The sequence below is a fragment of the Burkholderia metallica genome (assembly GCF_902832845.1).
GTDB lineage: Bacteria > Pseudomonadota > Gammaproteobacteria > Burkholderiales > Burkholderiaceae > Burkholderia > Burkholderia metallica.
This window is the reverse complement of sequence record NZ_CADFDB010000016.1, coordinates 132604-152300: the sequence shown is the minus strand read 5'-3', so window position 1 is coordinate 152300 and position 19697 is coordinate 132604. Positions and strand designations below refer to the sequence as shown.

Annotated in this window: 15 protein-coding genes and 1 pseudogene; 6 read left to right on the top strand and 10 right to left on the bottom strand. The window is 64.8% G+C overall.

Going from position 1 to position 19697, the window contains the following annotated elements; translation table 11 throughout:
• From HWX08_RS31845 to HWX08_RS31835, 3 genes are all read right to left on the bottom strand, one after another.
• Positions 1-2678: T6SS effector BTH_I2691 family protein (locus HWX08_RS31845; RefSeq protein WP_279610529.1), on the bottom strand; the 2678-nt coding region annotated here is incomplete at its 3' end.
• 5 nt (positions 2679-2683) lie between these two features.
• Positions 2684-3691 carry a hypothetical protein gene (locus HWX08_RS31840; RefSeq protein ID WP_174921873.1) on the bottom strand — a complete coding sequence of 336 codons (1008 nt, stop codon included), beginning with the start codon at positions 3689-3691 and terminating at the stop codon, positions 2684-2686.
• A complete protein-coding gene (locus HWX08_RS31835) occupies positions 3691-6036 on the bottom strand; it encodes a type VI secretion system Vgr family protein (RefSeq protein ID WP_174921872.1) in 2346 nt (781 codons plus the stop codon). The genes HWX08_RS31840 and HWX08_RS31835 overlap by 1 nt, the downstream gene beginning before the upstream one ends.
• Positions 6037-6408: 372 nt before the next feature.
• Here HWX08_RS31835 and tssC point away from each other — a divergent pair, with 372 nt between their 5' ends.
• The 5 genes from tssC to HWX08_RS31810 all read left to right on the top strand — a co-directional run bounded on the left by tssC (position 6409) and on the right by HWX08_RS31810 (position 11381).
• Positions 6409-7962: a type VI secretion system contractile sheath large subunit gene (gene tssC / locus HWX08_RS31830; protein ID WP_174921871.1), complete on the top strand. Its 1554-nt coding sequence runs from the start codon at positions 6409-6411 to the stop codon at positions 7960-7962.
• 48 nt (positions 7963-8010) lie between these two features.
• Positions 8011-9357: a type VI secretion system baseplate subunit TssK gene (gene tssK, locus HWX08_RS31825; protein ID WP_076606033.1), complete on the top strand. Its 1347-nt coding sequence runs from the start codon at positions 8011-8013 to the stop codon at positions 9355-9357.
• Positions 9354-10013, top strand: coding sequence for a DotU family type IV/VI secretion system protein (locus tag HWX08_RS31820; RefSeq protein ID WP_174921870.1), 660 nt, complete (start codon positions 9354-9356; stop codon positions 10011-10013). The genes tssK and HWX08_RS31820 overlap by 4 nt, the downstream gene beginning before the upstream one ends.
• Positions 10014-10089: 76 nt before the next feature.
• A complete protein-coding gene (gene tssE, locus HWX08_RS31815) occupies positions 10090-10524 on the top strand; it encodes a type VI secretion system baseplate subunit TssE (protein ID WP_174921869.1) in 435 nt (144 codons plus the stop codon).
• 185 nt (positions 10525-10709) lie between these two features.
• Positions 10710-11381: a lytic transglycosylase domain-containing protein gene (locus HWX08_RS31810; protein ID WP_174921868.1), complete on the top strand. Its 672-nt coding sequence runs from the start codon at positions 10710-10712 to the stop codon at positions 11379-11381.
• Between the two features lie 30 nt (positions 11382-11411).
• Here HWX08_RS31810 and HWX08_RS31805 read toward each other — a convergent pair whose 3' ends face one another.
• Positions 11412-12287, bottom strand: coding sequence for a LysR family transcriptional regulator (locus HWX08_RS31805; RefSeq protein ID WP_174921867.1), 876 nt, complete (start codon positions 12285-12287; stop codon positions 11412-11414).
• 171 nt (positions 12288-12458) lie between these two features.
• Between HWX08_RS31805 and HWX08_RS31800 the strand changes: the two are divergent.
• Positions 12459-13530: pseudogene (locus HWX08_RS31800) on the top strand (alkene reductase).
• 132 nt (positions 13531-13662) lie between these two features.
• Here HWX08_RS31800 and HWX08_RS31795 read toward each other — a convergent pair.
• The 6 genes from HWX08_RS31795 to HWX08_RS31770 form a co-directional block, all read right to left on the bottom strand.
• Positions 13663-13989, bottom strand: coding sequence for a helix-turn-helix domain-containing protein (locus HWX08_RS31795; RefSeq protein WP_174921878.1), 327 nt, complete (start codon positions 13987-13989; stop codon positions 13663-13665).
• 72 nt (positions 13990-14061) lie between these two features.
• The gene (locus tag HWX08_RS31790; RefSeq protein ID WP_069260673.1) at positions 14062-14502 is read right to left on the bottom strand and encodes a dihydroneopterin aldolase; all 441 of its coding nucleotides are present in this window, start codon (positions 14500-14502) and stop codon (positions 14062-14064) included.
• A complete protein-coding gene (locus tag HWX08_RS31785; RefSeq protein WP_069260674.1) occupies positions 14499-15131 on the bottom strand; it encodes a sarcosine oxidase subunit gamma in 633 nt (210 codons plus the stop codon). Before HWX08_RS31785 ends, HWX08_RS31790 begins: the two co-directional genes overlap by 4 nt.
• Entirely contained in the window at positions 15121-18132 is a 3012-nt protein-coding gene (locus HWX08_RS31780) for a sarcosine oxidase subunit alpha family protein (RefSeq protein ID WP_174921866.1), read from the bottom strand. The genes HWX08_RS31785 and HWX08_RS31780 overlap by 11 nt, the downstream gene beginning before the upstream one ends.
• Positions 18129-18428 (bottom strand): sarcosine oxidase subunit delta, encoded by a 300-nt coding sequence (locus HWX08_RS31775; protein ID WP_069260676.1) that lies wholly within the window; start codon positions 18426-18428, stop codon positions 18129-18131. The genes HWX08_RS31780 and HWX08_RS31775 overlap by 4 nt, the downstream gene beginning before the upstream one ends.
• A 14-nt stretch (positions 18429-18442) precedes the next feature.
• On the bottom strand, positions 18443-19687 hold the full coding sequence (locus HWX08_RS31770; RefSeq protein ID WP_006480591.1) for a sarcosine oxidase subunit beta family protein: 1245 nt from the start codon (positions 19685-19687) through the stop codon (positions 18443-18445).
• Between the last annotated feature and the right edge of the window lie 10 nt (positions 19688-19697).

Below are 19697 nucleotides of genomic sequence, written 5' to 3'. Positions count from 1 at the left end.
GCATCAACAAAATCCATCACTGCCACCACCCCCGACACCGCAGCAGCCACCACTCCCGCCACCCGCAGCGCAATATCCGCACGCGTCGCCAGCTTCCCGCCCGCCACCCGCTCCGCCATCCCCGTCGCGTACTGATTCCGCCACGTCCCGTACGTCTTCGCCACATTCCCCACCCCGGTACCGAGCGCACCCACAAACAGCGCGCCGCCCAGCGTCTCCCGCCAATCCTGCTGCCGCGTCTTCTGAAACGACAGCGCCTTCCTTTCGCTATCCAGCAATGCCTTCCATCCCGCGTACTTGCACACCGCATCGATCGCCGTCAGCGCGCCTTCAGTCGCCGCCCCATACACCGACGCCCCCAGCTTCGCCCGCAGCAACCGGAACTCACGCACACTCCCCGGCGACGTCACCTTCTCCGCCAGCAACTTCACCCTCAACGTCGGATCGCTCGTCGCTTTCAGTGCCTCTCGGATGTCGTCGTTGATGAACACCACCAGCCGCGCCTTCACGTTCCCATCCCGTGCCCGCGCCTCGAACGACGCCAGATTCCCGCTCGCAAAACTCCCCACCACCTGCCGCTCCGCCAGCGTCGTCAATTGCCTCACCTGCTGCGCCGACAGCGGCTTGCCCGACTGCTCCCCCGCATCCACCAGGTTGTCGACGAACAGTTTCGACAGCGTCTTGATCGTGTCCCGCGCCGTTCCATTGATCTCCACCGTGCCCGCCGGCATCTTCAGCGCCACGCCAACGACCGCCATCCACCGCGCCAGCGTCTTCTCCGCCGCGTTCTCGTTGAACTCCCGCAACACGGTCGCCAACGGTCGGGCAATTTGCGTCAGCACGTTCGCCACCGAATCCGGCAACAGTTTCGGCGCGGCTTCCTGCTTCGCCTGCTCGGCTTGCGCCTGGCTCGATTTCGCCGCCGCTTCCTTCTGTTCGGCAGCGCGCCTCAGCGGGTTGTCGAACAGCGCCACGCCCGACGACATCGCGGCCGCGAAAGAGAGCTCTCGGCGAGCGGCTTCCGCTTGCGCCCTGGCCTTGTCCGCCGCCGCCTGCTTCATCCGCGCCTTGGCCTGTGCGACCGGGTCCGATTTGATGAGCGCCTGGCAGCGCTGTGCGTACCGATCCATCAGGGCCTTCCACGGCACCGCCTCCGGATCGAGCGGCGCAGCCGCGAGTGCCTCGATCAGATCGTCCTGACGCAGCACCAGCGCACGCAGCAGCAAATTGGTCTTCTCCGTGATCGCGCCCTTCAGCCAGCGCACGTAAACTTCGCTGCAGCCCGCGATCTCCTGCGTCGCCGCCATGCAGCGCTGCAGCGTCTCTGCGTAGACGTCACCGGCCAACGCATCCTTGCCGTCGTGCGTGCAGTCGAGCTTGTTGGCGAGCTGATTGCTTTGCATCCACGCTGCATGCGCCTTCGCCAACGGTTCGATATGTTGCGTATGCAACGTTTTCTCCGCCTGCTCGTATTCCGTCTTCCACTTGCCGTAGGCGTCGACGTTCAGTTTGACCAGAAACGCATTCCACGATTTCTGCTGCGCGTTCTCCCACCGTTCCGGCGACGGGTGCCGGATGAGTGCGTCCAGTTCCTGCTCGCGCGCAGGATTCCTGGGCGGCGCACTTCCCATCGCCCGACCATGCTCGCGTGCAACCTCGTAACTCACCTTGAGGTAGTCCGCCAGGTCGTCCGCCTGCTGGAACACCTCCCTCTTGACCTTCACATCGTTGGACGCATGCAAGGTCTTGATCGCCACATCGAGTGCGACCAGGTCCCGGTAGGTCGTCGGATACGGGCCATATCCGGCCCCGTACTTCTCCTTCTCCACGCGCGTATCGTTCAACCGTTCCTTGTGCCAGTTGATCAGCGCGGCCAGGTCCTGCGCGACACCGGCCGGATCGTCCACCGCCACGATCGCGCCCAGCAGCTCCGGGCTGCGCCGGCTGCACGCCGCCAGCACACCGTCGGCCTTGCCCGCATGCAAATGGAAACGGGGCACGGAGGACGGCGCGAAACCGTTCGGCACGGATTTGGCCGTCGCGTACTCGCCCACGGTCGTCGCAAGCTCGCTCATCGGCACCGCATGCGGAACCCCGCCCCGCCCGCGTGAAGCGCTCTTCCCGGTCATACCCGGATGCGCGTTCGCCCACGCGCCCGCATCGAACGCCCGCATGTGCAGTTCGCGCAGGCGCTTCCCGTTCGCCCCCTTGTGCGCGTCGATCACGGCCTGCGTCCATTGCACGTCGGAATATCCGAGCCAGACGATGCCCGCGTCGCGCGCGTCCGGAATCGCAATGCAGCCCGCCAGTTCCCGATGCCCGGTGAAGTTGCACGGTCTGGCCGATCTCGCGCCGTCCGGCACCGCGGCTTCCGGCGCGATGCGCAGATAGTTGCCGTCTTCCGTGATCCAGTACGCGTCCATCCGGTCGCGTTTCTCGTCGTACACATACAGATAGCCGCTGCGCAGCAGCCGCGCCGTGTATCGCGCACTGCCACCCTGCATCGCCAGGTTCTGCGGCTTGCCGTTGCCCACGCTACGCGCCGCATCCTCGACCTTCAATGGCGCGCTCACCGCCGGCAGCCCGCTGCTGACGGGCGCAACCGCATAGCGCACCGGCATCAGCAGCAAGCCGTGCTTGTCGCAAAGATCGCACTTCGGTTCTGTCGCAGCGGTCATCGATGTCAGGTCCCGTCGAGTAAAAAGTGATTCGTCAATGGCCGATCCGGCGCTACGCCATCGGTCACGCACCCAGACAACGCGCAATGCTCGTCCGGCGTCAGCAAAGCCATCACGTCGGCCCAGCCCATCGATGCGGCGCGGGTTTCCAGCCGCGCCCAGCAGTCGACCAGCTTCGGATGATCGAGAAACGCCGCGCCGTAGCGCACCGCGTACTCGGCATAGCGGACGCAGTCCTCCCGGTCGCGCCAATGCAGCCTGTGCTCGGCCGCCGTCAATGCCGATTCGATTCGCGACGCGATTGCAACCCGCTGCGGCCAGTCGAGTTCCTCCGGGTTATCGAGGCAAGCGACCACCCGATTGATGCTCGCGATTCGCTGGGCCCGCGCCCATACGGCAGCGTCGATGCGCCGGAACTCACCGGCGCGCGCCTCGAACAACACGACAGGGGCCTGCCTGTTCTCATCAGCATGCCGAACTTTCACGTCGAATCTGAACCACCCATCCAGCCAGGGAAACGACCAGCTCGACACGGGCCCGACCAGTTCGTCGAGCGTGCCGGAATCGAGCATCCAGCACAGATGAGCAAACACGCGCGGATCGAAGAAACGCCACAGCGCGCCGCCGGGCGAGCGATTGCCGTGCCGGTTGACCGGCAGCACCAGGAGAAGACCGGCGATGTGCTCCACGAGCGCATCGAGCGACGCGGATGCGTCGATATAGGCGCCGATTCCCGCCGCCATCAACGGCGTGTGCTTCCGGTTCGCGTGCTCCACGTCGAGCACCGCTGCCAGCCACGCAATCTGCCATTCGTCGCACCGACCGAGATCGATGATCGCCGGCAGGCCGGCCGGATCCTTGCCCCAGTTGGTCGGGCTGCACCGCGTCGGGTTCAGCGCGGCAATCATGTCGACGTCGGAAAATGCATCGGGATCGACCAGCAGAAAGCCGCCGCTTGCAAGTGCCGGCGGCTCGCAACGCGAAACGCGGGTGGTAGCTTGCGGATTCGCCATCACGACAACGCCATGCTGTTTTCACCGGCGATCGACGCCGCCGCCTTCGACCCCGCGCAGACGGCAAACGCCGGCAGCTTCCCGGCCGCGCTGTCCGGCCCGTCCCAGGCGAAGTCGGCCATGCGGATCGTCACCTTGTTCGGCGATGCGATGGTGACGTTGCCGTTGTCGAGCTTGATGTACGCGCCACCGCCGTCCGTGAGCATGATCGACTTGCCCGCCTGGACGATCACGTGGCCGTCGCTGCTGGTCACGGTCAGGTTCTGCTGCGACGTCAGCTCCATTTCGTCGCGCTGCGCCTGGAGCCGCACCTTGCCGCGCGCGGCAAACAGCTTGATACCCATCTTCTGCACGAACAGACTGACTGTCTCGCCGGCGGCGACTGTGAACTTGCGCAGCACGCCGATATCGGCATTGGCGCCGGCCGTCATCGTCAGATTGGCGCCGGCACTGTGAATCAGCGTATCCGGCGTAACCGTCGCGATCGACGCATTCGACGACAGCAGCATCACCGCTTGCCTGAGATCGCGAATCTGGTCCTGGAGCACCTGCTGCATCGATCTGGCATCGGCCGCATCGGCCTGCGCGACGGCCGCCGCCTGAGCCAGCCCTTCCATGCGGGCCTGCGCGTCGTTCAGACGCGCGAGCGCCTCCTGCATGTCGAGTTGATCGCCGGCGGCTTTCGGTCGATCGTCGGTGGTGACAAACAGCCCCTTCCCGGCACGAATCGCACCGTATCCCGACGTGCGAAGCTCGAACCCTTCGCCGCGCCGTTGCTTGTTCGAATCGACCAGATAACCGAGATTGAGCTGGCTCTTGCCGGAATGCTCGGTGGACAGCTTGATGCCTTCGCATCCCCGCCAGTCCTCCATCCGCAGCTTGTTGTTGCTCTGCGTCCGGATCACGTTGCGCGACAGCCACCGATCCTGATTCGTGACGAGGTCGACCGCCTGGCTGTGGTGGTGAAACTGGGACAGGTACGGCTTGTCCGGATCGCCGTCGCGAAAGGCCACCACGGCTTCGTCGCCGTGCAGCGCCGGAAAATGAAAGCCGGTCTGCAGGCTGCCGGCGAACGGCTTCGCAAGCCGCAGCGGCACGCTCTCGCCGCCGGGATTCCATTCGTCGAAGTCGAGGTCGAAGCGCACCGTGTAGCGGCCCTGCTGCGTGAGGTACGCATAGTCGTAGTCGCCGGGCGACGTGACGCGCGCGCTCAACGTGCCGTTGATTTTCGGCCACGCCGCCTCGTCGAGCCTGAGCCTGATACGGCGATCCGCGGGAATCGCCTGATAGGTGTTGCGATAGGCGCGCCCGCGCCCGCCCGTGTGAACCGTTTCAACCACGACCTGGCCGGTCGGTGCATCCGGCAACGCTTCGTCGACGCGTAGCACACGCGCCGGCCGCAGTTCGAGAACGTTGCTCTCGCCTTCGTAGATCACCTGCCATGCGATCTCCGCCTCGTGACGCAGTTGCGCCTCCCAGCGCGCGCCCTCCTGATCCAGGTGATGCGTGCCGTAAACGTAGGCTTGCCCGTAAGTCGTGACGTCCTTCTTCGCCACGTTCGCATCGGCCTTGAAGCGCTCCCAGGCCTGATCCGGGTTGTAATCCGCGACAAGAATCGATTGCGGAACCGTCTTCGCGTGCATCTCGAGCGCGAACACGGCCTCGACGCCGGCCTCCAGGCCGGCCGTCTCCCGATAACGCGCATTCAGTTCCGGCGCGTAGACGTAGTGATCGACGTCGTCGGCAAACACGAGCACATCGCCATGCTTGCCCTGCGTGAAGTAGCTGTAGATTCCTTCCTTCTGCATCAGCATGCCGATGTAGGCCAGATCCGACATCTGATACTGGAAACGAAATGCATGCTGCGGATACTGGCGGCGCAGCGCGAACGCGAACTGGTGCCCCTTGAAGCCATGGCGGCGCAGGATTGCCTCGATGATCTGCGGTGCGCTCCGTTGCTGATAGATGCGGCTCGTGCGTGCGAGCCGAAGACGCGCGGTGTGCGCCTCGACGACCAGCCGGTACAGGCTGAAATCCTTCGTCGTCTTCGTTTTTGCGAAGTGCGTCACGCATCCGGCGAACACGCGCGACCGTGTGCCATCTTCCGGGGCGATGGTGAATGTGGCGTCGCGCCCGAGATAGTCGCCGCGAAGGAGGCTGTCCGGATGCGTCAGCTCGATGACGATCCGGTAAGGATCGCCGATACGTTCGGTTGCGGTGAACGACACCACCGACAATTCCCGGCCCGCAGCGCTTCCCGCGACGTCCAGGAAATACGCCTGCCGCCCCGTCACCGCCTCGTGATTCGCTCCGTACCTCTCCACCCTTTCAAGCAGATCCGCCATCGCCCTCGTTTCCCGTTCGCATCATGCTCATGATCGATATCGCGCACGCTGGCGCAACAGCCGGTATATGAATTTTTTCGACGCATGGTAAACAGTTCGGCATCCGTTGTGAATCGACATTCATGGTTTTTTCGCAAATTTCAAAAATTATTTCGAATGAAAATTTCAAGATGAAATTTATGTGCTATTTATCCGAACTTAGAATTTTGATGTACGAATCTTTATCTCGTAATTACCCGACCATTCAATCAATGGAATTTGTACTAGAAAGCAATCGAATACTTTCGATCAGTCACATTCATCGATTGAAATTTCGAGAGTGCGTCTTGCTTGACTCGTACATATCAAGTGATCATCGACGAGTATTGAGACATGTCGGAACGCGAAACCGCTCCGCGTGAGTCGGCGACGAGCACGGACCCCGGCGCATCCGCGTCGTCGGACGGAATCTATGCGTCGCTGTGCGACACGCTCGGCATCTCGCCCACGGTGCCCGTGCAGCCTCTGCATGCGTTCGCGCAGCCCGATATCGTGTCGAGATCGACGGCAGGCGAGCGCTTGGTGCATGCGATTGCCGTACTCATCGACGCCATCGGGAGCACGTCGCAAAAGATCGACGTGCTGGACAAGAGCTTGATCGACTTCCACATCGCCCGACTGGACGCGCGAATCGGCAACCAGATCGACGCGATCCTGCACGACGCCGCGTTTCAGCAAATCGAATCGACGTGGCGCGGTCTGAAATACCTGGTCGATCGCACCGATTTCCGCAAGAACGTACGTATCGAAGTGCTCGACGTCTCGAAGGAACAGTTACGGCATGACTTCGAGGACTCGCCCGAAATCATTCAGAGCGGCCTTTTTCTGCATACGTACGTCCGCGAATACGACACGCCGGGTGGAGAGCCGATCGGCGCCATCATTGCCGGTTACGCATTCGATCGCAGCGCGCCGGACATCGCGCTGCTGCGCGATATCTCGAAGGTTTCCGCCGCGGCGCACATGCCGTTCATCGGCGCGGTATCGCCGCTGTTCTTCGGCAAGCGGACGATGGAGGAAGTCGTCTGCATTCGGGACGTCGACAGTTATCTCGATCGCGTCGAATACCGGAAATGGAAAAGTTTTCGCGAATCCGACGATGCCCGTTATGTCGGGCTCACGCTCCCGCGTTTCCTGGCCCGTCCGCCATACGGCCCGGACACCGTGCCCGTTCGGGCGTTCAGCTATCGTGAAACCGTCAAGGGCGCCGACTCCAGCCGCTACCTTTGGGCAAGCGCCTCGTTCGTGTTCGCCGCGAACCTGGTAAAGAGCTTCGTCCGGAACGGCTGGTGTGTGCAGATTCGCGGGCCTCGCGCGGGCGGCCTCGTGACGGACCTGCCAGTTCATCTCTACGATCTCGGCGGCGGAACCCCGGCGAAAATTCCGACCGAGGCGCTGATTCCGGAAACGCGCGAAGCCGAATTCGCGAACCTCGGGTTGATTCCGCTTTCGTTCTATCGCAACCACGATTTCGCCTGCTTCTTTTCGGCGAACTCCGCGCAGAAACCCCTTTCATACGAGGCGAAGGAAGCAGCGGCGAATAGCCGCATCAATGCGCGACTCCCCTATATTTTCCTGATCTCGCGTATCGCGCATTACCTGAAGCTGATCCAGCGCGAGAACATCGGAACGACGAAAGACAGGCGCCTGCTCGAACTGGAGTTGAATACCTGGATCAAGTCGCTCGTAACGGAAATGACCGATCCAGGCGACGAGCTGCAGACATCGCACCCACTACGGGAAGCACGCGTCAGCGTCGAGGACATCGAAGACAACCCCGGCTTTTTTCGCATCAGGCTGTTCGTGGTTCCGCACTTTCAGATCGAAGGGATGGACATCGGCCTGTCGCTCGTCTCTCAAATGCCCAAGGCAAAAAACCGACGCTGACTATCGGGGCCGTCCTCAAACTATATTTTTCATGCCTATCGAACGACGATGAAGATAACGAGACCGCTGTGGGCCAAGGGAATTTTCATGACGCCCCAGCACTTTCAGCAGCAGGCGTTGTGGAACCACGCGACCGACGAACGCATCGCGCGCATCACGAGCCCCGATCCGTGGGGCGTATGCCGGATTGCGTTCGACACCCAGGCCCTAACGATCGATCGCCTGCAGGTGTCCGCACTCGATCTGCGCCTGCCGGACGGAACCCTGGTCGACAGCGAGTCGGCCGATCGCCTTCCGCCGGCGCGCGATCTGAACGACGTCCCCGCGCAAGCCGATTCGGTTGTCGTGCTCATCGGGTTACCGCTCCTCGATCCGCAAGGCGGCAACTGTATCGACATTGACGAAAGACCTGCGCGGCCGCGGCGTTTTCGGCGGGAGTATCTCCAGGTCGCCGACGTGAACGGCGACAACGTGGAGGAGATCAGCGTAGAACGCCATGCGCTGGCGTTGCTGTTCGATTTCGAGGTGTCGAGCGACTACGTCACCTGCCCGATCGGAAGAATCTCGCGCAACGCGCAGGGGCGTTTCGAGATGGACGCCGCCTTCGTGCCGCCGTGTCTGTTCCTGTCGGCCAGCAGCCACCTTGTCGGCCGCATGACCCGGCTATCCGAGATCCTGCTGGCCAAGAGCGCCAGCCTCGCCGTGCGACGCCGGGAGCGTTCCGATCAGATCGCCGACTACGCGGTCGCCGACGTGTCGCTGTTCTGGCTGTTGCACAGCGTGAACAGTTGTTGGCCCGAGCTTGCACGACTGTGTCAGGCTCCCGATCAGCACCCCGAACGACTGTATGGCACGCTGGCACGCCTGGCCGGTTCGTTGCTGACATTCTCGACAGCGGAAACCCTGCAATCCATTCCTGCCTACGATCATCTCGATCCCGATCCGGTTTTCGCGGAACTCGAATCGTTGATTCGCACGCTCCTCGATACGGTCGTTCCATCGCGTGTCGTACCGATCGCCCTGGAGAAGCTTCGCGGGACGTCATGGTTGGGCAAAATCAACGACGACCGGCTCGTCGAAGGTGCGGAGTATTACCTGTCGGTCCAGTCCGGGTTGCCCGCTCATGCGTTGCTCGAACAGCTACCGCGCCTGTGCAAGGCCGGATCGCCCGACGACGTCGAGCAGATCGTCAACTCCGCGCTGCCCGGCATTCCGCTGCGCGCCATGTCGCGCGTTCCCGCCGCCATTCCGGTTCGCATCGAGAACCAGTACTTTGCTCTTGACGGTGCTCACGCCGCGTTCAAGCGCATGATGGATGCACGGGCATGTCAGTTCTATATCCCCGCGTCGGTACCCGACGTCTCGCTCGAACTTTACGTGGTGCTTCCCGCATGATGCCGCAGCCCGTCGATGCCGCAATACTGCTGCCGGTCGCCTTACGCGATACCGCGATGACCGTCGCGAGTCTCACCCACGAACCGGCACGCCATTCGTTCGCCCCGCTTCGGCATTCGTGCAGCGCACAGGTTGCCCGACTGCGCGACGAAATGACGTCGGCCGGCCATCCGCTGGACGTGATCAAGGACGCCTTGTACGCCCAATGCGCATTACTCGACGAGACGGCATTGCGCAACCTGACCGGAGACGATCGCACCGCCTGGGAGCGCGAACCGTTGCAGGTCGAAGCCTTTGGCCGGAACGACGCCGGCCACGAGGTGATTTCGCGCATCGAACACCGCGTTGCCGAGCCCCGCCCCGTTCTGCCGCTACTTGCGATCTTCCGGGCGATACTGGATCTCGGGTTTGCGGGCAAGCTCGCACTCGGCGAGCGTGGCGCTCATGCCGCGCTTCTGAACGCAATCGATGAGCGCCTCGGCGGCAAGCCGGACACGCACCTTCCCGTCATGATCGATGGCGTCACCGCATGCCGGCCGAGCGGCCGCTTTGGGCCGTTCAGCTGGCTCGCCCTCTCGTTCATCATGGGGGGCATGCTCTATCTCGCGCTCAATGAATGGCTCGGTCGTTCAGTCGCTGAAATCGTGCAGCCATGAACCTGCAACTCACATTCCGGTGCTCTCATACCGGGCAGGTGCCGGACAATTTTCATCTTAACGCGGAGGTGAATGGATGAACCCGATGGGCCCCGGCCTCTTCGAAGCCCTCACCGGACATTTTTCAAACGGTTCCAACATCGCCGATTTCGACGCAGCGACGCAGACGTTTCTTTCCGTACAGGACAACATACAGCGCATCCTGAACAGCCGACGCAACAGTCTTGCGCATCTGCCGGACTACGGCCTGGACGATCTTTCGGAAATCTATCGTCATCTGCCATCGTCTGCGCACCGGCTCCGACATTCAATCGAAGCGACGATTCTCAAGTACGAGCCGCGCGTCAAGTCGATCGATCTCCAGGTCCGGGATGTCGAGCCCGGCATGCTGCTGAGCTTTACCATGAGTTGCCATCTGCATCGGGAAGGGCTGGTACGCTTCGGTACGCATTTCACTCCCGACGGACGAACCCGCCTTCATATGCTCAAGGCCGATCTCGATCGCGACTGACGGAGATGCGCTCCCGGATCGGTCGCAACGTCGCTCTGGACTCCGATGTGTGTCCGCGCAACGGTCCACGATCTGGCGCCGCGCACCGCAACAAGCTGACACTGCGCTTTCATTCGATCCCGCGCGCACACATCGGCCGCGATTGGCCGATATACTATGCGCCTCCCATTTCCCCGCACTCGACCATGCGACGGTTACTCTGGCTGATCGTACTTTCGCTCGGCTTGCCGCACACGGCATCGGCGCAACAGGCGTCGGCGGTGGTCGCCTCCGCGCCCGAGCAAATGGCTGCGTCCGCGCCGCCCGCCGCCTCCGCGCCGCTCGCCGACGCGAACGATCAGCCCAACGAAGCAAACCGCCGCATCACGTCCTACCTGACGAAGAAATTCGGTGTCGCGAAGGAGCGGGCCGCGAAGCTCGCCGATATCGTGAGCGTAACTGCGACGAAATATTCCCTGCCTCCGGCACTCGTTTACGCGATCATTTCGATCGAATCGCGCTTCCAGGAAAAGGCGCGCGGCCAGCATGGCGCGACCGGGCTGATGCAGGTCGTGCCGGCCGCGCACCGCGGCCTGTTGCGCAACGTGAAGGACCTGACCGAACCGAACGCGAACGTCGAAGTCGGGTCGGCGATCCTGTCGGGCTACGTGAGGGCTGCCGGTGGCGATGTGCGGGCCGGACTGAGGAGTTACAGCGGCGGCTCGAACGCGTATGCGGCGAAGGTGATGCAGCGGGTCGATTCGTTCCGTTTCGTGCTCGAACCGGGCGACGACGCGAAGGCCGTGAATTCCGTGAATTCCGTGAACGATACGAAAGCCCGCATGGTGCCGGTCAGCGACAAGTCGGGCACGCAGTGATCGACGGCAAGATACCCGCGCAACCGCCCGTCACGCCTGCGCGAAACGCTCCCGCAAAAACTCGATGAAATGCTGCGTCTTCGCGGGCAGCAGCCGCGTTTCCGTCATCGCATAGACGGGAACCGGCTCGCCTTCCCATGCGGGCATCACGCGGCGCAAGCGGCCGGCGGCCAGGTCGTCCGCGACGATCTCTTCCGACAGCACGATGATGCCGGCGTCGAGCGTGGCCAGGCGCCGCAGCATGCCGACACTGTTCACCGCGAAGCGGCTGCTCACGGGCACCGACACCGTGCGCACGCCATCGTGCAGCGTCCACGTGCCGGCTCTCGCGAGGCCGAGGCACGCATGCCGCGTCAGGTCGTCCGGCATGCGCGGCTCGCCCTCCCGGTCGAGATAGCCGGGCGACGCATACAGGTAGTTCCCGAGCGTAGCCAGCCGCCGCGCGATCAGTTGAGAATCCTCGGATTCGCCCATGCGGATCGCCACGTCGAACGGTTCGCTCACCAGATCGACACGTCGCGACGTCAGCTCGAAATCGAACGTCAGCTTCGGGTAGCGGTTCGAGAACTCGACGATCAGCGGCGCCAGGTAGGTCACCGCGAAATCGACCGGAAACGACGCGCGCAGCACGCCCGTCGGTTCGGCCAGCAGACCGCCGAGCTGCTCGTGCGCAAGCCGCGCCTCGTCGACGATGCGCTTGCAGCGCTCGAAATACAGCCGGCCGGCCTCGGTCAGCTCGATCCGGCGCGTCGTGCGATGCAGCAGCCGCAACCCGATCGCCTTCTCCAGCGCGCCGATGCGCCGCGACAGCGTCGAATTCGGCACGCCCAGCGTTTCCGCCGCGCTGCGAAAGCCCTTCGCCTTCACAACCTCGACGAACAGCGCCATATCGTTCAGCAATTCCACGTCGACTGCTCCATCATTGGATCAATGTTATCCAGATTACCCGGTTTATCCCGAAAAGGAAGCAATGGATGATGACTGCGTGGAGGCGAGGCCCGCGCAACGATGCGCGGCCGGCGCCCGAAGCGGCATCGTCCCGGTGCCGCCGTCCCGAACTTCGAGGAGCAACGCATCATGAGCCAACTGTTCACCCCGGCCCGCGTGGGCCGCTATACGCTGCAAAACCGCCTCGTCATGGCGCCGATGACGCGCAGCCGCGCGGCCTTCGACGGCACGCCCGGCCAATGGGCCGCCGAATATTATGCGCAGCGCGCGAGCCTGGGCCTGATCGTCACCGAGGGCACGCAGCCCTCCGACGACGGGCAGGGTTATCTCACGACGCCCGGCATCTATACCGACGCGCACGTCGCCGGCTGGAAGACCATCAGCGACGCGGTGCATGCGCGCGGCAGCCGGCTGTTCATCCAGCTGATGCACGTCGGGCGCATGTCGCATCCGGACAATACGCCGCATCACCGGCAGGGTGTCGCGCCGTCGGCGATCGCACCGGGCGCGCAGATGTTCACGGTCAAGGGGATGCAGGACATCCCGGTGCCGCGCGCGTTGACGACCGAGGAAGTGCGCGCGACCGTCGACGACTTCCGCACCGCGGCGCGCCGCGCGATCGAGGCCGGCGCCGACGGCGTCGAGATCCACGGTGCGAACGGGTATCTCGTCCAGCAGTTCTTCTCGCCGAATGCGAACACGCGCACCGACGTGTATGGCGGCTCCATCGAGAACCGCGCCCGCTTCGCGATCGAGGTCGCGACGGCGATCGCCGACGAGATCGGCGCCGACCGCACCGCGATCCGCCTGTCGCCCGGCGCCACGCTCGGCGGCGTGGACGAAGGCGAGCAAGGGCCGGACCTGAACCGCTATCTGGTGACCGAGCTCGACCGTCTCGGCCTCGCTTACCTGCACGTGATGCATCACGGCAATGAAGCGCTGCTGGCCGACCTGCGCGCGCTGGAACGGCATGCTGATCCTGAACCGCCCGGGCCGCACGCGCGACGCGATCGGCGCGGACTTGAAGACGGGGCTCGCCGATCTCGAAGCGTACGGGCAGATGGTGCTCGCGAATCCGGACTTCGTGACGCGGCTGAAGACGGGCGCGCCGATGAACGACGCGCAGCGCGAAACGTTCTTCGGCGGCGATGCGCGCGGATATGTGGACTATCCGACGCTGGATGGGGCGGCCGCGGCTTGACGCGACCGCTCGGGGCGAAAGCCGCGGCACGCTGGAACGGGTGCCGCGGCGACCGCCCGCGGAACGCTCGACGTCAAAGCAGCGCGGTGGTCACCTTGGGCACCATCGGCGCGATGCGCAGGCGATGAACCGTCAGGCCCCCTCCCGCGACACGGTCGGATCGGGCGGCTCGGCCAACTCACGCAGCGCCTTGCGTGCCACCGGCACGTCGCGTTTCGACACGACGAGCACATTGAGGCCTAGGCCATCGAGCACCTTGAACAATTTGTCGACGCTCACTGACCGGCCGTTTTCGAGACGCGACAGCACGTCCTTGGAGACGCCGAGCATATCGGCCGCGTCATCGATCCGCATCCGGTTCTGCGCCCGCCGGTTGCGGACGAGCGCCCCCAACGCCGCAAGATCCGGTGCAAGCGGATCGGGCGAGGCAGCGTACGAGCCATAATTCCGGGATACCAGGAACAAAAGCGCCGCCGAACGCGCGCCGGCGGCATCGTTACGTAAATATCGGAACGATTGGCCCTTTCCCCATCAAAACTGCCCCGCCGCCCCCGTCCACCGCAAATAATCCCCGCGCGTCCAGTCGAGCGACACGCCGACGCGCTTCGTCCCCGGCCGGATCTTCGGCTTGTACACCGACAGCGTCAGCGATTCCAGCGCCGGCCATTCGCGAAACGACAGCACCGCGATGTCGGCGACGAGCGTCTCCAGCAGCCGCGTATGCGGCTTGTGCGACAGGAACGCGGCCACGCGCGCGCAATAGCCGTCGTAATCGATCCACTCGCCCTGCTCGCTCGGCTCGCAGCGATAGCCGAGCCGCGCATCGATCACGATCGGCTGCGGCGCTTCATGCTCGTGCGCATGAATGCCGATCCGCGCGGGCACCTTCAGTTCGTCGACGAACACGCTCCAGCCGCGCCCGCGCAGGCGCGGCGTGTCGATCGCCACGAACGGTTCGTCGAACGGCTTCATGATGCGAGCGGCGCGGCCGCGTCGAGCATGATGCGCACGAAGTAGTCGGCGAAGCTGCGGCGCACGACGATCTCGAACGCGTCGTCGCCGGTCGGAATCAGCACGATCGACGACTTGAAGTAGTGCGACTGCGCGCACTGGCCCGGCTTGAATGCGCGCGGATGGAGATCGAGCGGGCAGCCGCGGGCGAGCACGTCGCGCACGCGTTCGCCGCTGATCTCGACGACGGTATAGCCGCTGCCGACGTCGACGGCCGCCGCATACGAACCCTGCACGGCCTCCGCGAGCTGCGCTTCGAGCACGCCGGCCTGCACGGGCCCGTTCGAGCGCACGAGCCACTCGTCGGGGCCGAGCCACAGCACGTCGTACTCGGCGCCGCGCGCGACCGTGTTCGGCTGCGCGGGCGGCCGGCAGCCGACCACGCGCTCGAACGCGGCGACGAACGCCGGATCGCTCAACTCGCCGCGCACGTTGACGAGATCGAGGAACGGCCGCTCGCGCAGCGTGAACTTCTTCGATGCGCGCGCCTGGTGCGGCTTCAGCACGTCGGCCGCGCCGACGAACGGCGACTCGAGCGCGACGCCGCCCGCGCCCGCCACCTGCGTCTGGTTTCTGGTTTCATTCCACATGCTGGCGCACCCCTTCGGTATCGTAGAAAACCGGGCTCGAGATCTTCGCGGTGATGCGCTTGCCGTCGGCCAGCGGAATCACGACGCTCTCGCCCATCTTGTTCAGGCCGCCCTTCACCACCGCGAGCGCGATCGAGCGCTTCAGGATCGGGCTGTAGTAGCTCGACGTCACGTGGCCGATCATCGGCGTCGGATCGACCGCCGACACCTGCGTGTCCTTCGCGACGATCTGCGCGCCTTCCGGCAGCACGAACTGTTCGTCTTCGGTCAGCAGACCGACGAACTGCTTGCGGCCTTCCTTCGCGGTATCCGAGCGCGTGAGCGAACGCTTGCCGAGGAAGTCCTTCGACTTCGCGACGAGCCCGCCCATCCCGAGGTCGTACGGCGTGATCGAGCCGTCGGTATCCTGGCCGACGATGATGTAGCCCTTCTCCGCGCGCAGCACGTGCATCGTCTCGGTGCCGTACGGCGTGATGTCGAACTCGGCGCCGGCCGCCATCAGCGCTTCCCACACCGCACGGCCCGCATTCGCCGGCACGTTCACTTCATAGGCCAGTTCGCCCGAGAAGCTGATCCGCATCACGCGCGCCTTCGCGCCCGCGACGGTGCCGTTGCGGTAGCTCATGAACGGGAACGCGTCGTTGCCGAAGTCGATGTCCTGGCACACCTTCTGCACGACCTTGCGGCTCTTCGGGCCGACCACCGCGAACGTCGCCCAGTGATCGGTGACCGACGACAGCCGCACCTTCATGTCCGGCCATTCGGTCTGCAGCCAGCGTTCGAGCCACGTCAGCACGCGCGCCGCGCCGCCCGTCGTGGTCGTCATCATGAAATGCTGGTCGGCGAGGCGCACCGTCACGCCGTCGTCGAACACCATGCCGTTCTCGTCGAGCATCAACCCGTAGCGGCACTTGCCCACTTCGAGCTTGTTCCACGGGTTCGTGTACATCCAGTTCAGCAGCTTCACCGCGTCCGGGCCCTGGATGTCGATCTTGCCGAGCGTCGACGCGTCGAGGATGCCGACGCTGTTGCGCACCGCCAGGCATTCGCGCTTCACGGCCGCATGGAGATCCTCGCCGTTCTTCGGGAAGTACCACGGCCGCTTCCAGTTGCCGACGTCCTCGAACAGCGCGCCGTGCTCGACGTGCCACTCGTGCACGCAGGTCTTGCGGATCGGGTCGAGGAAATCGCCCAGCTCGCGGCCCGCGAACGTGCCGAACGACACGGGCGTGTAGTTCGGGCGGAACGTCGTCGTGCCCGTTTCCGGAATCGTCTTGCCGAGCGCGCCCGCGAGAATCGCCATCCCGTTGATGTTGCCGAGCTTGCCCTGGTCGGTGCCGAAGCCCATCGCCGTATAGCGCTTCACGTGCTCGACCGACTCGAAGCCTTCGCGCGCGGCCAGCAGGATGTCGGCCGCCGACACGTCGTTCTGGAAATCGACGAACTGCTTCGGCCCGCGCGCCGCGGCCTCGCGGCTGCCGACGAGCCACAACGGCTGCAGTGCGCCTTCGACGGCTTCGGCGACCTGCGGCGCGACCGCGCGCTGCGCGGCCGTGAAGCCCGCCGCCTTCGCGGCTTCCACGCCCGCATCGACCGCCAGCCGCAGCGCGCGCGCCAGGCCGAATTCACCGGCCGCCGCGCCGACGCTCGCTTCCGCCTGCACGGGCTTGCCCGGCAGGAAGCATGCCTTCTCGTCGTTCCAGCACGCCTTGCCGCCCGACTGCGCGAACAGGTGCAGCACCGGGCTGAAGCCGCCCGACATCGCGACGAGGTCGCACGGCAGCGTCTGCAGCTTGCCGCCCACCTGGCCGTTCGAGTGGGACGCGACGTCGACCGACGATACGCGCCACTTGCCCGATGCGCTCGTGACGACGGCTCCGCTCATCACCGTCACGCCCTGCCGCTTCGCGGCGGCCGGCAGCGCGCCGTTCGACGAGGCGCGCGAATCGACGACCGTCACTTTCGCGCCGCATGCCTTCAGGTCGAGCGCGGCCTGATACGCGCGGTCGTTGTTCGTGAACACGACCGCGTTGCGGCCCGGCAGCACGCCGAAGCGATGCACGTAGGTCGACACGGCGCCCGCGAGCATCACGCCCGGCAGGTCGTTGTTGCCGAACACGATCGGGCGCTCGTGCGCGCCGGTCGCGAGGATCACCTGCTTCGCGCGCACTTTCCACAGCAGCTCGCGCGTGCCCTTGCGCATCGACACCGGCAGGTGATCGGTCAGGCGCTGCGTGACCGTCACGAGGTTGTGGTCCTGGTAGCCGAACGCCGTGCTGCGCGACAGGATCGTCACGTCGGGCAGCTTGCGCAGTTCGGCCTCGATCTTCTCGACCCACTGCAGCGCCGGCTTCGCATCGATCTCCGCGCGGCACGACAGCAGGCTGCCGCCGAGTTCGCGCTGGTCGTCGACGAGGATCACGCGCGCGCCGGCCGTGGCCGCCGCATGCGCGGCCGCGAGACCCGACGGGCCGCCGCCGACGACGAGCACGTCGCAGTGCGCGTAGCACTTGTCGTAGCGATCGGCGTCGAGCGCCTCGGGCGCCTTGCCGAGCCCCGCCGCCTCGCGGATCTTCTCTTCGTACTTCGGCCACATCTTGCGCGGCCACATGAACGTCTTGTAGTAGAAGCCGGCCGGCAGGAAGCGCGAGAACTTCTGGTTGATCGCGTACTTGTCGTTCTCGAGCGTCGGCTCGGCGTTCACGCTGGTGGCGACGAGCCCCTGGTACAGCTCGATCTCGGTCGCGCGCGCGTTCGGCACCGTGTACGGGCCCGATTCGAGCTGCACGACGGCGTTCGGTTCCGCGACGTCCGCCGTCACGATCCCGCGCGGGCGGTGGTACTTGAAGCTGCGCGCGACGAAGTGCACGCCGTTCGCGAGCAGCGCGGACGCGAGCGTGTCGCCCTGGAAGCCCTGATACGTGCGGCCGTTGAACGTGAACGTCAACGGAATCGCGCGATTGATGCGGCCACCGGTGCCGAGGCGGTCTTTCTGGCTCATTTGCTCGTGCCCTCTTCGTGTGCGTTGGCGGCAGCTTCACCGCCGAACTTTTCGTAGCCCTTGATATCGTAGGTCACCGTGTCGCGCGTCGCCTTGAACCAGCGGCGGCAGCCCTGCGCATGCAGCCATTGCTCCTTGTGCAGCCCGCGCTTGTTCTCGCGCATGAACACGTACTCGCCCCATTCGCGGTCGGTCATGTTCTCGTTGTTCACCGGGCGCACGATGTCGGCTTCACCGCCGCACGAGAACTCGGATTCGGCGCGCGGCCCGCACCACGGACATTCGATCAGCAACATGTTTTTCTCCTCGTTCAGTGCGCGACGGCGGCAGCGCCGTGCTCGTCGATCAGGTGGCCCGTATAGAAACGGTCGAGCGCGAACGGCGCGTTCAGCGGATGCGGTTCGTCGCGGGCGATCGTGTGCGCGAACACCCAGCCCGAGCCGGGCGTCGCCTTGAAGCCGCCGGTGCCCCAGCCGCAGTTGAAATAGAGGCCCTTCACGTCGGTCTTGGTGATGATCGGGCATGCGTCCGGCGACACGTCGACGATGCCGCCCCACTGGCGGTTCATCCGCACGCGCGAGAACACCGGGAACATCTCGACGATCGCCTGCAGCGTGCTTTCGATGATGTGGAAGCTGCCGCGCTGGCCGAAGCCCGTGTACTGGTCGATGCCGGCGCCGATCACGAGGTCGCCCTTGTCGGACTGGCTGATGTACGCGTGCACCGCGTTCGACATGATCACCGAGTTGACGACCGGCTTGATCGGCTCGGACACCAGCGCCTGCAGCGGGTGGCTTTCGATCGGCAGGCGCACGCCGGCCATGTCGGCGAGCGTCGTCGTGTTGCCGGCCGCGACCACCGCGACCTTCTTCGCCTTGATGAAACCCTTCACCGTATCGACGCCGACCACCGCGCCGCCTTCGCGGCGAATGCCCGTCACCTGGCAGTTCTGGATGATGTCGACGCCGGCGCGGTCGGCACCGCGCGCGAAGCCCCACGCCACCGCGTCGTGGCGCGCGACACCCGCACGGCGCTGGATCGATGCGCCGAGCACCGGGTAGCGGCTGTTCAGGTTGATGGTCGGCTCGATTTCCTTGATCTGCGCGGGCGTCAGGAATTCGGCGTCGACGCCGTTCAGCCGGTTCGCGTTCACGCGGCGCTCGGTGTCGCGCACGTCCTGCAGCGTGTGGGCCAGGTTCATCACGCCGCGCTGGCTGAACATCACGTTGTAGTTCAGGTCCTGCGACAGCCCTTCCCACAGCTTCATCGCCTTCTCGTACAGCGCGGCCGATTCATCCCACAGATAGTTCGAGCGCACGATCGTCGTGTTGCGCGCGGTGTTGCCGCCGCCGATCCAGCCCTTCTCGAGAATCGCGACGTTCGTGATGCCGTGTTCCTTCGCGAGATAGTAGGCGGTCGCGAGGCCGTGGCCGCCGCCGCCGACGATCACGACGTCGTATTCCTTCTTCGGTTCCGGGCTCTTCCACTGCTTTTCCCAGTTCTCGTGATACGAGAGGCCGTTGCGGAACAGGCTGAATATCGAGTAGCGGCTCATGTTAGTGATC

What these genes read in the sequence shown, in the direction of transcription:
- HWX08_RS31840 (WP_174921873.1), bottom strand. Translation starts at nt 3,691, where the DNA reads ATGGCGAATCCGCAAGCTACCACCCGCGTTTCGCGTTGCGAGCCGCCG.
- HWX08_RS31835 (WP_174921872.1), bottom strand. Translation starts at nt 6,036, where the DNA reads ATGGCGGATCTGCTTGAAAGGGTGGAGAGGTACGGAGCGAATCACGAG.
- tssC (WP_174921871.1), top strand. Translation starts at nt 6,409, where the DNA reads ATGTCGGAACGCGAAACCGCTCCGCGTGAGTCGGCGACGAGCACGGAC.
- tssK (WP_076606033.1), top strand. Translation starts at nt 8,011, where the DNA reads ATGAAGATAACGAGACCGCTGTGGGCCAAGGGAATTTTCATGACGCCC.
- HWX08_RS31820 (WP_174921870.1), top strand. Translation starts at nt 9,354, where the DNA reads ATGATGCCGCAGCCCGTCGATGCCGCAATACTGCTGCCGGTCGCCTTA.
- tssE (WP_174921869.1), top strand. Translation starts at nt 10,090, where the DNA reads ATGAACCCGATGGGCCCCGGCCTCTTCGAAGCCCTCACCGGACATTTT.
- HWX08_RS31810 (WP_174921868.1), top strand. Translation starts at nt 10,710, where the DNA reads ATGCGACGGTTACTCTGGCTGATCGTACTTTCGCTCGGCTTGCCGCAC.
- HWX08_RS31790 (WP_069260673.1), bottom strand. Translation starts at nt 14,502, where the DNA reads ATGAAGCCGTTCGACGAACCGTTCGTGGCGATCGACACGCCGCGCCTG.
- HWX08_RS31785 (WP_069260674.1), bottom strand. Translation starts at nt 15,131, where the DNA reads ATGTGGAATGAAACCAGAAACCAGACGCAGGTGGCGGGCGCGGGCGGC.
- HWX08_RS31780 (WP_174921866.1), bottom strand. Translation starts at nt 18,132, where the DNA reads ATGAGCCAGAAAGACCGCCTCGGCACCGGTGGCCGCATCAATCGCGCG.
- HWX08_RS31775 (WP_069260676.1), bottom strand. Translation starts at nt 18,428, where the DNA reads ATGTTGCTGATCGAATGTCCGTGGTGCGGGCCGCGCGCCGAATCCGAG.
- HWX08_RS31770 (WP_006480591.1), bottom strand. Translation starts at nt 19,687, where the DNA reads ATGAGCCGCTACTCGATATTCAGCCTGTTCCGCAACGGCCTCTCGTAT.